This window comes from Azospirillum lipoferum 4B, from assembly GCF_000283655.1.
GTDB classification, from domain to species: Bacteria; Pseudomonadota; Alphaproteobacteria; order Azospirillales; family Azospirillaceae; genus Azospirillum; species Azospirillum lipoferum_C.
The window spans coordinates 2,225,774-2,240,320 of sequence record NC_016622.1 but is presented as its reverse complement, the minus strand read 5'-3'; the positions used below and the strand labels follow the sequence as shown (position 1 = coordinate 2,240,320).

13 protein-coding genes and 1 tRNA gene are annotated in these 14,547 nt (G+C 66.9%); 7 read left to right on the top strand and 7 right to left on the bottom strand.

The window, feature by feature from the left end; all coding sequences use genetic code 11:
- Positions 1-39: 39 nt before the first annotated feature.
- The 5 genes from AZOLI_RS10345 to AZOLI_RS10325 all read right to left on the bottom strand — a co-directional run bounded on the left by AZOLI_RS10345 (position 40) and on the right by AZOLI_RS10325 (position 3,083).
- Positions 40-423, bottom strand: a complete 384-nt coding sequence (locus tag AZOLI_RS10345; protein WP_014248578.1) for a gamma-butyrobetaine hydroxylase-like domain-containing protein — start codon at positions 421-423, stop codon at positions 40-42.
- Complete coding sequence (locus AZOLI_RS10340) at positions 420-650, bottom strand: Trm112 family protein (protein ID WP_014248577.1); 231 nt, start codon at positions 648-650, stop codon at positions 420-422. The genes AZOLI_RS10345 and AZOLI_RS10340 overlap by 4 nt, the downstream gene beginning before the upstream one ends.
- A 29-nt stretch (positions 651-679) precedes the next feature.
- The gene (locus AZOLI_RS10335) at positions 680-1,360 is read right to left on the bottom strand and encodes an LON peptidase substrate-binding domain-containing protein (protein ID WP_044550006.1); all 681 of its coding nucleotides are present in this window, start codon (positions 1,358-1,360) and stop codon (positions 680-682) included.
- 57 nt (positions 1,361-1,417) lie between these two features.
- Positions 1,418-2,371, bottom strand: a complete 954-nt coding sequence (locus AZOLI_RS10330; protein WP_014248575.1) for a thioredoxin family protein — start codon at positions 2,369-2,371, stop codon at positions 1,418-1,420.
- Between the two features lie 166 nt (positions 2,372-2,537).
- Positions 2,538-3,083 carry a prolyl-tRNA synthetase associated domain-containing protein gene (locus tag AZOLI_RS10325; protein ID WP_014248574.1) on the bottom strand — a complete coding sequence of 182 codons (546 nt, stop codon included), beginning with the start codon at positions 3,081-3,083 and terminating at the stop codon, positions 2,538-2,540.
- A 160-nt stretch (positions 3,084-3,243) separates the two neighbouring features.
- Here AZOLI_RS10325 and AZOLI_RS10320 point away from each other — a divergent pair.
- The 5 genes from AZOLI_RS10320 to AZOLI_RS10305 all read left to right on the top strand — a co-directional run bounded on the left by AZOLI_RS10320 (position 3,244) and on the right by AZOLI_RS10305 (position 8,127).
- Positions 3,244-3,318 (top strand) — tRNA-Gly (locus tag AZOLI_RS10320).
- 769 nt (positions 3,319-4,087) lie between these two features.
- Positions 4,088-4,756: an RraA family protein gene (locus tag AZOLI_RS10315; RefSeq protein WP_014248572.1), complete on the top strand. Its 669-nt coding sequence runs from the start codon at positions 4,088-4,090 to the stop codon at positions 4,754-4,756.
- A 72-nt stretch (positions 4,757-4,828) separates the two neighbouring features.
- Positions 4,829-5,773 (top strand): AEC family transporter, encoded by a 945-nt coding sequence (locus AZOLI_RS10310; RefSeq protein ID WP_014248571.1) that lies wholly within the window; start codon positions 4,829-4,831, stop codon positions 5,771-5,773.
- Positions 5,774-6,112: 339 nt separating this feature from the next.
- Positions 6,113-6,433: a hypothetical protein gene (locus tag AZOLI_RS32475; RefSeq protein ID WP_162488056.1), complete on the top strand. Its 321-nt coding sequence runs from the start codon at positions 6,113-6,115 to the stop codon at positions 6,431-6,433.
- On the top strand, positions 6,430-8,127 hold the full coding sequence (locus tag AZOLI_RS10305) for a methyl-accepting chemotaxis protein (RefSeq protein WP_014248570.1): 1,698 nt from the start codon (positions 6,430-6,432) through the stop codon (positions 8,125-8,127). Before AZOLI_RS32475 ends, AZOLI_RS10305 begins: the two co-directional genes overlap by 4 nt.
- A 217-nt stretch (positions 8,128-8,344) precedes the next feature.
- On the opposite strand, the gene AZOLI_RS10300 is transcribed toward AZOLI_RS10305, so the two are convergent.
- Complete coding sequence (locus tag AZOLI_RS10300) at positions 8,345-9,007, bottom strand: elongation factor P hydroxylase (protein WP_014248569.1); 663 nt, start codon at positions 9,005-9,007, stop codon at positions 8,345-8,347.
- Between the two features lie 160 nt (positions 9,008-9,167).
- Positions 9,168-11,177, bottom strand: a complete 2,010-nt coding sequence (locus AZOLI_RS10295) for a HAMP domain-containing methyl-accepting chemotaxis protein (protein WP_014248568.1) — start codon at positions 11,175-11,177, stop codon at positions 9,168-9,170.
- A gap of 422 nt (positions 11,178-11,599) precedes the next feature.
- Between AZOLI_RS10295 and AZOLI_RS10290 the strand changes: the two genes are divergently transcribed.
- On the top strand, positions 11,600-12,694 hold the full coding sequence (locus AZOLI_RS10290) for a glycosyltransferase family 2 protein (RefSeq protein WP_014248567.1): 1,095 nt from the start codon (positions 11,600-11,602) through the stop codon (positions 12,692-12,694).
- On the top strand, positions 12,691-14,454 hold the full coding sequence (locus AZOLI_RS10285; RefSeq protein WP_014248566.1) for a glycosyltransferase family 39 protein: 1,764 nt from the start codon (positions 12,691-12,693) through the stop codon (positions 14,452-14,454). The genes AZOLI_RS10290 and AZOLI_RS10285 overlap by 4 nt, the downstream gene beginning before the upstream one ends.
- The last annotated feature ends 93 nt before the right edge of the window (positions 14,455-14,547 follow it).

Genomic DNA, 14,547 nt, shown 5'->3' with positions numbered 1-14,547 from the left:
TGTGCTCCCTCTCCCGCCCCGGGAGAGGGAGCCCGTGCCCTACCGCCGCGGGTCGCGGCTCAGGCCCTTGGCCTGAAGCTCCTCCAGATATTCGGCCCACAGGCTCTCCTGTTCGGTGCCGATCTCGTAGAGGTATTTCCAGGTGTAGATACCGCTGTCGTGCAGGTCGTCGAAGACGATGCGGATGGCATAGTTGCCGACCGGCTCCAGCCGCATGATGCCGACATGGCGACGGCCGGCGACGGTCTGTTTCTGGCTGGGGTTGTGGCCCTGCACCTCGGCGGACGGGCTGACGACGCGCAGGAACTCCGCCGGGTAGGAGAAGGTCCGGCCGTCGTCGAAATCGACCTCCAGCCGCTTCTCCTCCTTCTTCAGTCGGATCTCGGTCGGCCAGTGGACCGTGCCGAAGTCATCGCCGCTCATCGCGACGCCCCCGCCTTGTCCAGGCTGCGGGCCTCGTCGATCAGCATGATCGGGATGCCGTCGCGAATCGGGTAGGCCAGCCCGGCGCGCTCGCTGACCAGTTCGCCGCGCTCGGCGTCGTAGCGCAGCGGCCCCTTGGTCAGCGGACAGACCAGGATTTCCAGCAGCTTCGGGTCGACCCGCGCACTGGTTTTCGATTCGCTGCTCTTGTCCTCGGGCGTCGCCATGTCGTGTCTCGCAATCGTCAAGGTAAGGATCAATGCTTGGGTGGCGGGCCGTCCCCGTCGTGGCTGTCGAGAATGGCCATCTCCACCAGCCCGATCAAGAGCTTCCCGCGCTCCGCCAGGGTCGGGGCCTCCAGCAGCGCCTGTTTCTCGCCGGGCGTGAAGGGGCAGATCATGGCGAGCGAGTTGACCAGCCGTTCGTCCAGCGTCGATTCGATGGACTTCCAGTCGACCGACAGGCCCTGGACGCGGAAATAGCTCTTCAGCGCGCCGAGCAGCCGGTTGCGGTCGATGCCGCCGCAGGCCTCTGGCTCCAGGTCGGCGCGGAAGGGACGCCAGTCGGGAACCACCCGGCGGTAGCCGCGCGCACCCTCCACCTCCCGCCCGATCTCGAAGCGGGCGACGCCGGTCAGGGTGATGAGGAAACGGCCGTCGTCGGTCTCGGCGAAGCTGGTGATGCGGCCGGCACAGCCGCAGTCATAGACGGCCGGCTCGCGCTCCCGCCCCGCGGGGTCGAGCGGCTGGACCATGCCGATCATGCGGCCGCTGCCCAGAGCGTCTTCGACCATCGCGAGATAGCGCGGTTCGAAGATGTTCAGCGGTAGCCTGGCCCGCGGCAGCAACAGGACGCCGGCCAGCGGGAAGATGGGCAGCATCCCCGGCAACTGGCCGAAATCGGGGTCGAAGGGGTTTCTGGTTGGGTTCCTGGTCATGCCAATCAGATAGAACCCCTTCGCCGGTGGAACAGCCGTCCGGTGTCCTGAAAAGCGTCAGCTGAACATCATGGTCGACAGGCGCCGGCGGGTCTTCACCGTCAGCGGGTCGGTCTGGCCGAACGCCTCGAAGAACTTCACCAGCTGCTTGCGGGCGCCGTCCTCGTTCCAGGTCCGGTCGCGCTTGAAGATCTCCAGCAGCTCGTCCACCGCCGCTTCGCGCTTGCCGGCGGCGAACAGCGCCATGGCGAGGTCGAAGCGCGAGGCATGGTCATTCGGGTCGTGGGCGACCTTTTCCATCAGCTCCGGGATCGGGCCGGCGTTGGCGGCCTGCTCCGCCACGTCGAGCGCGGCGCGGACATTGACCAGCTCCTTGTCCTTGGCGATTGCTTCCGGCGCCTGGGCCAGCATCTGCTTGGCATTCTCCAGGTCGCCGGCGGCGATCAGGCAGCGGATGAGCCCGGCATAGGCCTGGGCGTTCTCCGGCTCGGCCTGCATGATCTGGCTGTAGAGGTCGAGCGCGCCCTGCAGGTCGCCGCCCTCCATCAGCTCCTTGGCCTGGGCGAAGGCCTCCTCCAGCAGGTCGCCGGCCCCGCCGCCGACGCCGGCCTGCTTGGCCAGCGCCACCAGCTTGTCGACGAAGGCCTTCACCTGCGATTCGGGCAGGGCGCCCATGAAGCCGTCGACCGGCCGGCCCTGGAAGAAGGCGTAGACCGCCGGGATCGACTGCACGCGCAGCTGCGAGGCGATCATCGGGTTGGCGTCGGTGTCGATCTTCACCAGGCGCACCGCGCCCTTGGCGGCGCGCACCACCTTCTCGATGATCGGACCCAGCTGCTTGCAGGGGCCGCACCACGGCGCCCAGAAATCGACGATCACCGGAACGTCGCGCGAGGCCTCGATCACGTCGGCCATGAAGGCGCGGTCGCTGCTGTCCTTGACGACGTCAGCGGCACCGGCGGCGGCAGGAGCGGCGGGCTTGGACCCGTTGGCGGGGGGCATGGAGAACATGGCGTGTTTCGGTCCCGTTGGTGATGCCTGGCCCATTAGGACATCCCGGTGGGCCATGGAGTTGCCGATCCGGCCGTTGCGGTGCCCGGATCCTCGTCGTTGCCGACATATGTGAGCGCGCAAGGCGGCTCAAGCAAGCATTGCGTGGAAACCGCCGCTCGGCCGGTCACTCCTCGGCGCGACCGAACTCGACGATCGCCGGCTCGTGCCCGCAGGCGCGTATGAAGCGCAGCAGATCATCGCGCCGGATCGCCGTGGTGCGGTCGTTCAGCAGTGGGTGATAGTTCAGCAGGTCATGCTCCATCATCGCCTTCTGCAGGACGACGCGCACCTTGTGCCCGGTGTCGTTGACCAGGGCGAAGGGCGTGACCGACCCCGGCCGGATGCCGAGGACGCGCCACAGCCGGTCTGCCGAGGCGAAGGACAGCCGCGCCGACCCGATCGCCTTGTCCAGCCGGTTCAGGTCGACCCTGGCATCCTCCAGCGCCACCACCAGCCAATGCTGGTCCTTCTTGTCCTTCAGGAACAGGTTCTTGCAATGGCCGCCGGGCAGGGCGCCGCGCAGGGCCTTGCTCTCCTCCACCGTGTGCAGCGGCGGGTGGCTGTGCGTGGTCGCCTGGATGCCCAGCGCGTCGAGCCGCGCCAGCAGTTGGTCCGGCGAGGTCGGCAGCGGCGCCGCCTGATCCGGAAGGGGGGTCGATGCGGTGTCCATGACAGTCCTTGTACCGGGCGAGCGGAAAATCGTCCAGCCGGTGAAAAAACTGAAACAAGGCGCTTGCAATGCGTCGGCCGATGAGTATAGTCCGCCGCACACCGCCGGACGGCAGCGACACGCTGCTGAACCACAAGCTGGTTCGAAAGCGGTACGGAGCGCGGGCGTAGCTCAGGGGTAGAGCACAACCTTGCCAAGGTTGGGGTCGAGGGTTCGAATCCCTTCGCCCGCTCCAGTTTCCTCCAGTCTTCCTGCTGGAGCATGCGATTTCAAAAGGCCGGACCTTCGGGTGCCGGCCTTTCGCATTTTCGCGCCCGCACTTGCCGGCCTGTTACCCTCGACCCACGCCTTCACGGTCCTGCCGGCCCCCGGCCCGCCGTCGCGGTTCCTCCGCCATTTCCGCAAAGCTGTGCGCCCGACGTTGGCGGCACGCTCTCACGGGTTGAGTTGGCATATCCATAGATTGTAGTAAGGCAAGCCGTCGGCAGCATACAATTGTAGGATTGGTCGCTGCCCTATACGTCGGCGCGTTTTCTCAACTCCCCTCAATGCCGGTGGCCTGTATCGGCAGTTATGAAGCGCCAAAGCGTGGCCGGTGACTGTCTTGTAATTTCACGTCTCAGGCGCGTGTTGTTTGGTGATAACCAGCAATGCGGGACGAAATTTCCTATGACATATTTACAGATTGTCAACCTCCTTGCGTATGACGGCTTATGCGAGTACACTTCAAAATCTAAATAAATGGCGTCTAAAGCTCCGGGGGTTGTGCCGCTCGCTGAAAATCCGCGAAAAAGCGCGTTGAAGTTCCGAATCCTTCCCGCATAAGGACGTCCGAATCGCTCGACCCGTTCGCCGCTGCCGGTCACCCGGCCGCATGGCGGACGGTTCGGCCGTGTCGGGGCCGCCGGTTACGGGATCGACCGAAGCGGGAACCGTCACCGCCCCCACGCCCCCCTCCGAACCCGATCCAGACACGAAGACCAGACCGAAGAAAGGACCCCGCCATGGCCATGCAACGCTATCTCGTCGACTACCGCCGGCTGTCGACCGACGCCCTCGCCAAATGGTCGTCGGTGCCCAGCAGCGTCGCCTCCGATGCGCTGAACCGCTGCCAGAGCATGGATTCCCGGATCAAGCCGATGGTGCCGGGCATGCGCATCTGCGGCCAGGCCCGCACCGTCGTCACCATGCCCGGCGACAACAGCATGGTTCACCATGCCGTCAGCCTCGCCGAACCGGGCGACGTGGTCGTCGTGGCCGGCGGCGGCCTGGACGACGTTGCGCTGGCCGGCGAATGGGTGGTGCGCTGCTGCAAGCGCCGGGCGCTGGGCGGGCTGGTGGTCGACGGCTCTGTCCGCGATCTGCACGAAATCCGCGGGCTCGGCCTGCCGGTGTTCGCCAAGGGTGCGGTCGCCCGTGGCCCGCACAAGAATTTCGGCGGCAAGATGGACGTCACGGCGGCCATCGGCGGCGTGCCGGTCAATCCCGGCGACCTGATCCTGGGTGACGAGGACGGCGTGGTGGTCGTGCCGCTGGCCTTCGCCGATGCCGCCCTGGCCCAGAGCCTCGCCCTGCTGGAGCGCGAGCGCCAGTGGACCGAGCAGATCGAGGCCGGCGCCACCCTGGTGGATGTGCTGGGCGTCCCGCCGCTGGAGATCGTTCCCGCCGAATGAGCGGATCGGTGTAAGGAAAGCCCCCGCATCGTCGGCCCGCCCGGCCGACCCCGCCCACATGGTGCCGTGTCCATGTCGCTGATTTTCCAGATCGTCCTGCCGATGTTCGGCCTGATCGCCCTTGGCTACTGGGCGGCACGCTACCGTGGGTTCAGCAATGCGATGGTCCAGGGGCTTTCCCGTTTCCTCGGCATCTATGCGCTGCCGGCGCTGCTGTTCTCCAACATGGCGCGGGCGGACATCCCCGACCCGCTGGAATGGGCGGTGCTGGGGTCCTTCTACATCGCGGCGGTGGCGGTCTTCCTGGTGGGCGGGCTGTGGATGCGGATGGCGGGCCGGCGGGAACAGATCGCACCCATCGGCCTCGCCAGTTCCTTTTCCAACATCGCGCTTCTCGGCTCACCCATCATCATGGAGGCCTATGGGCCGACGGTGGCGGTGCCGGTGATGCTGCTGATTGTTTTCCAGTCGCCCTTGCTGTTCACCTCTGCAACCATGCTGGCGGAGACCCAGCGGTCGGCGCGCGGCGGCCGGTCCGGGCGGCCTGTCCAGGCGACGCTGGGGGCGGCCAAGGCGACGCTGACCAGCCCGCTGGTGGTGTCGGTCATCCTCGGGCTGGCGGCCAACCTGATCCATCTGCCGATTCCGCCCATGGTGATGAAGAGCTTCACCATGATGGCCCAGACGGTGCTTCCCTGCGCCTGCTTCACCCTGGGCGCGTCGCTGGCGCTCAGCCCGGCTTCGGGCGCTGTGCTGCCCGCGACGGTCGTGGCCCTGCTCAAGACCGGGCTGCACCCGCTGCTGACCTGGCTGCTGGCCACCCATGTCTTCGACCTGCCGCCGGTGTGGGTCGCTCCGGCCGTGACCGCCGCGGCCCTGCCGATCGGCATCAACGCCTATGTCTTCGCCGAGCGATACAACGCCGGCCGGGACGTGGTGTCGATGTCGCTGCTGATCTCCACCCTGCTGTCGCCGGTGTCGATCTCCATCGCCTTCATGGTCTCGGCCGCGGGCTGAGGCGGCTCGCCGCGCTGACGCCTCTACTTGTCATATATTTGAAAATACTGAGAACCGACTTGCGGGGGTCGACCATGCGCCCGCGGGAAAGGGCGGCTGTTTCAGCGCTGCATGCGGCAGTATGACCTGAAATCGCGCCATTGATGCGAGAGTGAAATCCTGTTAGCCTCTAATTGTATGAATTCCGAAGCATGCATACTGCGTTATGGCTGCTTCCTGTTCTAGAACAGCACGGAAAAGGGGAACTTTTAGCGGGCGCGGTGGTGTTCGGCCAGGTTCGGTTCGGACAATAGAAATCCGCCATGCCTTGGTGCATATGTTGGTATGTTAGAGATTTGCATGCGCGAATATGTCGAGAAGCTGGCGAATGATTGTGACAGATCAAAGATTCTGGCAAAAGAATCGCTGTTAATCATTGAAAAAGATTTTCGGGATGAGATGACGCCGTGGTGGTCGTGCCGGCGGGCCGGCCGCCTCGGATGCGACCCCGGACAGGGTTCTCGTTCCAACCACGTATCGCAGAGCGGTCCGGCGATTGCGGAACGCAGGGCGGCGCCGATGGTGCCGCCGGCGTCGCGCGACCGCCGCCCGTTCCTCCGCCCCAATGCCATGCCGGATGGTTCGCACCATGGACCGACGGCCGACGCAGGTGCCCCATGACCCTCCTCAACAACTTCCACATCCCCGTCAAGATGGCCATTCCGGCGACGACGGCGATCATCGGCATGCTGGTGATCGCGCTGCTCGGCTGGTCGGCGATCACCCAGCAGTCGACGCTGCTGGACACCCTGTTCAACCGCTCCTTCACACGGGAAGCGGAGATCCAGGGACTGACCGACACCTTGACGGTGGCCCACGCCGGCATGTACCGGACCGTGATCCTCAACAGCGCGAACGCCTCGCCCAAGGCGGTGGAAGAGGAGATGAAGGCCCTCAGCGCACAGCTCGACAAGCTGAAGGGGCAATCGGAGGCATTGAAGGGCGCTACCGCTGAAACCGACGAGGAAGCGAAGTATTTCGAGCGGTTCGGCAGCGATGCTGCGACCTATCTTGCAAAGGTGGGAAGTTTCCTCGATCTGCTCAAGATGGGTGTCGATCCACTCGACTTCCTGCAGGAGGTTCAATCGGCTTACACCCGTCTTCAGAGCACCAGCCGCGACTATCTGAATTACAAACGCAAGGTCTCGACGGACGCCTATACCCAGGTCAACGCGTCGGTCGACAACACGACCCAGGCCTTCATGCTGGTGGCGGGGGGCGCGTTGCTGGTGACGGTTGGCGTCGCCCTGTTCATCGGCATGAACATCGCCCGGCCCATCGTGCGCCTGACCGACGTGATGGAACGGCTGGCCCGCGGCAACCTGGAGGCCGACATTCCCGCCGCGGACCGCGGCGACGAGATCGGCCAGATGGCCCGCACCGTCCAGGTGTTCAAGGAGAATGCCATCCGGGTGCAGGAACTGTCCCGCGAACAGGAGGCGATGCGCGTCCGCAACGACCAGGAACGGCGTCAGGCGATGTCGGCGCTCGCCAACGACCTGGAGGCTTCGGTCAAGGCGATGATGGGCGAGGTGGTGCGCTCGGCCACCTCGATGCGCAACGAAGCCAATTCGATGCTCGACAACGCCAAGCAGACCAGCCACCACAGCGACAGCGTCGCCCATTCCGTGCAGGAGGCGACCAGCGAGGTCGAGAGCGTGGCGGCCGGCGCCGAGCAGCTTCGCGCTTCCATCGACGAGATCACCCGCTCCATCAGCCAGTCGGCGCAGCTCGCCCGCGGCGCGGTGGAGGAGGCCGGCCGCACCGACAGCATCGTCCAGGGCCTGAGCGAGGCCAGCCGCAAGATCGAGGAGGTCGTCGGCCTGATCCAGTCCATCGCCGGTCAGACCAACCTGCTGGCTCTGAACGCCACCATCGAGGCGGCACGCGCCGGCGAGGCGGGCAAGGGCTTCGCCGTGGTGGCGCAGGAGGTGAAGAGCCTCGCCAACCAGACCGCCAAGGCGACGGAGGAGATCGGCGCGGAAATCGCCGCGGTCCAGGCCGCCACCCATGCCGCAGTCGGCGCCATCCGCGCCATCGTCGGCACCATCCGTCAGGTCGACGAATCGCTCGGCACCGTCGCCGCCGCGGTGGAGGAGCAGGACGCCGCCACCCGCGACATCAGCGCCCGGTCGCAGCGCGCCGCCGTCGACACCATGGCGGTGATGCAGGAAATGCGTCTGGTCCAGCAGGCCGCCGAGACCACCGGCCATTCCGCCGGTTCGGTCCAGAACACCACGGAAGAGCTGTCGCGCAGCTTCAACCGCCTGGACCACGAGATCGAGGCCTTCATCGCCCGCATCACTGCGGCGTGATGGTGGGGTGACAAGGGTGGTGGGTTCTTGCGGAGTTAGACCCCCACCTATCCTCCCCCGCTGGGCGGGGGAGGGATTGGAGCTTTGTCGGCGTTCGACAGTAGTCCCTCCCCCGCCTAGCTCTCGCACAAAGCTACGCTTTGTGCTGACGCGGCAGGCGGACCGTAGGTCCGCTGAGAGCGGGGGAGGTTAGGTGGGGGCATTCGAAGCCGACGCTTCACCCCACCAGCACGCCCTTGCGCGCATCCGCCCACTCCCGCGCCGTCGTCGGGCGGCCGTCGGCGTCGATCAGGCCGCGGGTGAACAGTTCCTCGGCGTGGCGGATGAAGAAGGCGGCGGTGCTCGGCCGCTCCCAATGCTCCATCCAGTTCTGTTCGAGGAAGGCCAGAATCCCCGGCTGGTCCAGCTCCACCTCCCACAGCACGCCCAGCAGCGAAGTCTGCTGCTCCTCATGCATGCAGTCCTCGAAGCACAGGCGCTTGTCGGCGCGGGCTTCTTTGCGGGCGGTGGTCTCCGGGCCGGGGCCGAGGCCGTAATCGATCAGCGTCCGCCGCTCCGGCGCTGCGCACAGCCAGTGCGCCACCTCATGCACGATCACCGTCGCCTCGACATCGGTGCGGATCACCTTGCCGTCCCACATGAAGGAGCGGCTGGGCGGCTCGTCCAGCGTGTCGATGCCGTGGGCATGGGCCAGCCGCACCGCTTCGGCCCGATGGGCCGGCGTGTCGACGCCGCCGCCGGGTTCGTCCTCCGGCCGCACGGGCCAGGTCGCGGCGATCCGGCGGAAGGCGGCCCGCGCTTGGGCATGGCCGTCCAGATGGGCGTCGAAGGCCGCGATGGCCTTCGGCATGTCGTCGATGGCGATGGGGGTCAGGATCATGGCGCCTATGTGCCCAAGGGGGCGTTCCGGCGCAAGGGGAATGTAACCCGGCAAAAGAGCAGGGCTGCCCGGCAGAAGATGGGCGCCGGCAAGACCCGGTCTGTTCGGGTCATGCCGGCGCCACAACTGTCACAGCCGCGCCGAAGTTCGGTGCCGTTTCTTACGCGGCTCGCATATCGGTCAGGAAGCGCGACACGAAGCCGCGCAGGTCGGTCGCCTCATGGTTCAGCCCGTCGGCGGCGGTCAACACTTCGCGCGAGGCGTCGCCGGTGGATGCCGCGGCCTCCGACACCCCGGCGATGTTGCCGGACACCTGCTGGGTGCCGCGCGCCGCCTGCTGGACGTTGCGGCTGATCTCCTTGGTGGCGGCACCCTGCTCCTCCACCGCGGCGGCGATGGTGGTGGAGATGTGGTTGATCTCGGCGATCACCCGGCCGATCTCGGCGATGGCGCCGGCGGCCTGCCGGCTGATCTCCTGGATGTCGGCGATCTGGCTGCCGATCTCCTCCGTCGCCTTGGCGGTCTGGCTGGCGAGGTTCTTGACCTCCGACGCCACCACGGCGAAGCCCTTGCCGGCTTCACCGGCCCGTGCCGCCTCGATGGTGGCGTTCAGCGCCAGAAGGTTGGTCTGGCTGGCGATGTCGGTGATCAGCTGCACGACCTCGCCGATGCGCTGGGCGGCATCGACAAGCCCGCGGACGGTGCCGTCGGTCTTCTCGGCGGTGGCGACCGCCTGCCCGGCGATGCGGGTGCTTTCGGCCACCTGCCGGCCGATCTCGGCGATGGAGGCGGTCAGCTCCTCGGTCGCGGCGGCCACCGTCTCCACATTGCCGGTGGCTTCATGGGAGGCGTTGGCGACGGCGTCGGCCTGCCGGGTGGTCTGCTCGGCGGTGGCGGACATGGTCTGGGCGGTCGCCTGAAGCTGCGTTGCCGCCGCTGAGACCCGGCCCAGCGCCGCCAGGACCAGCCGGTCGAACTCCTGGGTCAGCCGGTCGATCCGCTCGCCGCGGTTCCGGCGCGCCTCATGGTCGGCCCGTTGGGACTCGGCCAGCCGGTCGCTCTCGATCAGGCTGTCCTTGAAGACCTGCAGGGCCTTGGCCATGCCGCCGATCTCGTCGGCGCGGTCCAGGCCGGGGATGTCGACGCTGCGGTCGCCGCCGGCCAGCCGGGTCATCCGGTCGGTGATCGCCACCACCGGGCGCGACAGCCCACGCCCGATCAGCAGCGCGGTCGCCAGCCCCAGCACCACCGCGACCAGAGAGGCGGCGATCATCACGGTGAGCGCCTTGGTGATGAAGGCGCCGGTTTCCTCGCCCAAAATCTTCTGATGGTCGACGCTGGAGACGGTCAGCTGCTCCGCCTCGGTGGCGATGGAGTCGCCGACGGGGATCAGCACCTCGGTCACCAGCCGGTCGCGCTCGGTTGTCGCCTTAACCACGGCATTGAAGCCGGTGGTGTAGACGCGCAGCATCGCGGTGTAGGACATCGCCATCTTGCGCCGTTCAAGGTCGGTCAGCCTCGCCATCATCGCCCCGCCGCGGCTGGCGGCGTCGGTGAATTGCGAGCGGGTCTGGCTCGCCAGTGCCGGGGAGCCGTCGACGTTGTAGCGCGTGGCCGAGATGCGGGCGGACAGCATGTGGCGCAGGGCCATGCCCGCAAGATAAGCGGCATCGGTGTCGCCGGCGGAACTGGCGCTGTCCATGATCTTGTCCAGTGCGCTTTCCAGCCGGGGTCCGATCTCGTCCAACTCGGCGATGGCCTTGCTACGCTCCGCCTGCAACGCCATCGTTGCGGCGAAGGCCTCCTGATATTGGGCGATTTCCTGCGCCATATGGTCGACGGTCTGCAGCAGGGCCGCGTCGGCGAACAGGCTGCGGGCCTTATCGATGGCCTGCGCCGCCTCGCTGGCAAGGCGGCGGACGCTGGCGCCGACCTCCGGCTCGCCGGTCAGCAAGAATCGGGTGGATTGCTGGCGCATCTCCAGCATCAGGGCCTGGATGTGCCCGGCCTCGTTGGTCTGCTGGCCAAGCCGCCGGTAGGTTTCCACCGCGCCGCCGGCATCGGACAGGCCGACCACGCCGATGCCGCCGATCAGCACCAGGAACACCAGGATGCCGGCGCTGGCCGCCGTGATCTTGGAACCCACGGAAAAGCGATTGAAAAGGCTCATGGTCGAGGCCTCCGTCGGCACAGTGTCGCTGCTCAGCGCTTGGTCAGGGGGGACCGGAAAGGTCAGCCCCCACGACCGGTTTCAGGAAACGTGCCACATGCCCCGGTATGGCCGGGTTGACGGATATCGCGGCCTGGAAGGTCCTGGGTGACGCTTGGCTGGCGCTGGGGAACGCAACGGACGACGGGCTTGGAATAAACGCATGCCTTGCACGTTTGCCCGTTGCGTAGGGGCCGCGGGCTGCCGTCCCGTCGGCGCCATCACGGGCGGAAAGGCCATTTTTTGTGCCGTGGCGGTCACAGGAGAGGCATTTTGAACATCCACTGCTATCGTGGTATATGCCAAAGGGCGCAGCGGCCGTCCGGGGTCGTCGCCGATCCCTCATCCTCCCGGTCTATGACGCTTTGACCCGACGGCTGGCCATGTCCATTCCCGACGCGCCCATTTCCGCGGCCTCTTCGGATGCTCGCACCACGTCCGCATGCCGGCTCGGCACCGATCGTTTAGGCCGCCCGCGGCGCGGACGCCTGTCGGTCGTCATCCCCTTCTATAACGAAGGTCCCAACATCGACGCCCTATTCGCCCGGCTCACTCCGGTGCTGGAGGGGCTGGACATGGATTGGGAGGTGGTCTGCGTCAACGACGGCAGCCGCGACAACACCGTCGACCGGCTGCTGGACGTCCATGACCGCGACCCACGGGTGAAGGTGGTCGACCTGTCGCGCAACTTCGGCAAGGAGTTGGCGCTGTCCGCCGGGCTCAGCCACACCACGGGCGACGCCGTGGTGCCGATGGACGCCGACCTGCAGCATCCGCCGGAACTGCTGCCGGACTTCATCGCCAAGTGGCGTGAGGGGTTCGACGTGGTCGTCGCCGTGCGGCACGCCCGCGTCGGGCAGAGCCTGAAGCACCGGCTGTTCGCCAAGCTGTTCTACTGGGTCTTCGACCATCTGTCGGAGGTCAAGCTGCCGCGCGAGGTCGGCGATTTCCGCCTGATGGACCGCCGCGTGGTCGAGGTAATCAACCGGATGCCGGAGCGCACGCGCTTCATGAAGGGCATCTTTGCCTGGGTCGGCTTCCGTCAGGCCGCCATCCCCTATGAGCAGGGGGAACGCGCCGGCGGTGACACCAAGTGGGGCTTCGTCAAGCTTCTGCGCCTGTCCTTCGACGGACTGACCGCCTTCTCCACCTTCCCCTTGCGGGTGTGGAGTCTGGTGGGCGTGGCCGTGTCGGGCGTCGCCTTCGTCTATATCCTGATCCGGCTGGTCCGCACGCTCTTCCACGGCATCGACGTGCCCGGCTACGAATCGCTGCTGGTCGCGGTGCTGTTCCTGGGCGGCATCCAGCTGATCACGCTGGGCATCATCGGCGATTATCTGGGCCGCGTCTTCGCCGAGGTGAAGGGCAGGCCGCTGTTCATCGTGCGCTCCGCCCACGGCTTCGGCACGGCGGACGATGAGCACGGGCGCGAGTTCGAACCGGTCGGCGATCCGGCGGGGCAGGAGCCGCAGCGATGAGCATCGAGACCCGCCTGGGCACCGGCGACGAAGACGCCGGTGACGGGGCGCCTGCCGCCCGCCGCCGCCCGTCCGCAACCGCCGCGCCATCCTCCGATACCGGCAAGCCTGCCACTGCCTCCGGTCTTACGCTGCCGCGCGGCGAGGCGGCGCTGTGGGACGGGCTGTCGCGTGCGCTGCTGCTGGGGCTGCTGATTCTCGCCGCCCTGACCTTCCTCAGCTACGGCATCAGCACGGACGAGGAGGTGCAGCACATCTACGGCAAGAAGCTGCTGTCCTATTACACCAGCTTCTTCCAGGACCGGTCCGCCTTCCATTTCAAGGATCTGGCCTATTACGGCGGACTGTTCGACCTCGTCACCGCCGTCATCGTGCCGTTCTCCCCCTTCGAGGAGTACGAGACGCGGCATCTGCTCTGCGCGCTGGTCGGTGTGCTGGGCATTGCCGGGACATGGCGCTACACCCGGCTGCTGGCCGGCCCGCGCGCCGGCTTCATCGCCGCGGCGCTGCTGTCGCTGAGCGGCGTCTATTACGGAGCCATGTTCAACAACACCAAGGACGTGCCCTTCGCGGCCGGCATGGTGTGGACGCTCTATTTCGCCACCCGCATCCTGAAGCAGCTGCCGCGGCCCAGCCGCAGCGCGGTGCTGAAATTTGGGCTGGTGCTGGGCCTGACACTGGCGATCCGCGTCGGCGGGGTGCTGGCCGGTTTCTATCTGGCGGTCGCCATGGCGCTGCATTTCGCGCTGGTGACGCAGCAGGAGGGGCATCGCTGGGCGCTCGTCGATGCGCGCCGCGCCTTCCTGTCCTTGTGGCCGGCGATTCCCGTCGCCTATGCGATCATGGCCGTGTTCTGGCCCTGGGTGGTGCAGAGGCCGCTGCGCAATCCGCTGGAGGCGCTGCGCGTCGTCTCGCATTTCCCCATCGACATCCAGACCCTGTTCATGGGCGAACTGGTCCATTCCAACGACCCGCCCGCCCTGTATCTGCCGGTCTATCTGGCGGTGAAGCTGCCGGAAGCGGTGGTGATCGGCGTCGCCGCGGCGGTGGTGCTGGCCGCGGTCTGGCTGGCCCGCGGCGGCTGGCGGCGGACCGGCGCCTTCACGCTGGTGCGCTACACCCCGTTGGCGCTAGCGGGATTCCTGCCGATCCTGCTGTTCATCCTGATGCGGCCGTCGGTCTACAACGGCATCCGCCATTTCCTGTTCCTGGTGCCGCCCTTCGTGGTGATGGCCGCTATCGCCACCGACCGTCTGTGGACGCTGTGCCAGCGCGGCGGACGGGCGCTGGGGCAGGGCTTCGCCGCCGCGATGACCGTGGTCGCTGTGGTGTACGCGTGGCAGCTGGGCGCCATGCATCCGAACCAGTACGTGTACTACAACCAGTTCGTCGGCGGCGTACGGGGCGCCGATGGCAAGTTCGAGCTGGATTACTGGGGCAATTCCCTGCACGAGGCGTTGCAGGAGCTGATCGAGTATGTCGAGCGCGAGAATGACGGCCGCCCGCCGCCGCGGCAGTACACCCTGACCGTCTGCGGCAACACGCTGGCGGTCCGGTTCGAACTGCCGCCCTGGCTGCGTCTGGTCAACGGGATCGAGCCGGACTGGCGCAAGGCCGACTTCTTCCTGGCCTTCACCCAGGTGAAGCGCTGCCCGTCGCTGCTGGACGGCCATCCGATCCTGGAGATAGCGGCCGACGACGTACCGCTGTCCATCGTCAAGGACCGCCGTCCGCCCAAGGCCGACGTTCCTACCGAATAACCCCCCGGCTGAAGTGACCGGTTGAGGCGGCGCGGGTGGTTGGGGAGTACCCCCGACCGCTCCGCCGCCGTCTTTAGCCGGATCGCCCTTCGC

Bases quoted from the DNA above. Each gene is read 5' to 3' on its own strand.
- AZOLI_RS10345 (WP_014248578.1), bottom strand. From the start codon at position 423: ATGAGCGGCGATGACTTCGGCACGGTCCACTGGCCGACCGAGATCCGA.
- AZOLI_RS10340 (WP_014248577.1), bottom strand. From the start codon at position 650: ATGGCGACGCCCGAGGACAAGAGCAGCGAATCGAAAACCAGTGCGCGG.
- AZOLI_RS10335 (WP_044550006.1), bottom strand. From the start codon at position 1,360: ATGACCAGGAACCCAACCAGAAACCCCTTCGACCCCGATTTCGGCCAG.
- AZOLI_RS10330 (WP_014248575.1), bottom strand. From the start codon at position 2,371: ATGTTCTCCATGCCCCCCGCCAACGGGTCCAAGCCCGCCGCTCCTGCC.
- AZOLI_RS10325 (WP_014248574.1), bottom strand. From the start codon at position 3,083: ATGGACACCGCATCGACCCCCCTTCCGGATCAGGCGGCGCCGCTGCCG.
- AZOLI_RS10315 (WP_014248572.1), top strand. From the start codon at position 4,088: ATGGCCATGCAACGCTATCTCGTCGACTACCGCCGGCTGTCGACCGAC.
- AZOLI_RS10310 (WP_014248571.1), top strand. From the start codon at position 4,829: ATGTCGCTGATTTTCCAGATCGTCCTGCCGATGTTCGGCCTGATCGCC.
- AZOLI_RS32475 (WP_162488056.1), top strand. From the start codon at position 6,113: ATGCGCGAATATGTCGAGAAGCTGGCGAATGATTGTGACAGATCAAAG.
- AZOLI_RS10305 (WP_014248570.1), top strand. From the start codon at position 6,430: ATGACCCTCCTCAACAACTTCCACATCCCCGTCAAGATGGCCATTCCG.
- AZOLI_RS10300 (WP_014248569.1), bottom strand. From the start codon at position 9,007: ATGATCCTGACCCCCATCGCCATCGACGACATGCCGAAGGCCATCGCG.
- AZOLI_RS10295 (WP_014248568.1), bottom strand. From the start codon at position 11,177: ATGAGCCTTTTCAATCGCTTTTCCGTGGGTTCCAAGATCACGGCGGCC.
- AZOLI_RS10290 (WP_014248567.1), top strand. From the start codon at position 11,600: ATGTCCATTCCCGACGCGCCCATTTCCGCGGCCTCTTCGGATGCTCGC.
- AZOLI_RS10285 (WP_014248566.1), top strand. From the start codon at position 12,691: ATGAGCATCGAGACCCGCCTGGGCACCGGCGACGAAGACGCCGGTGAC.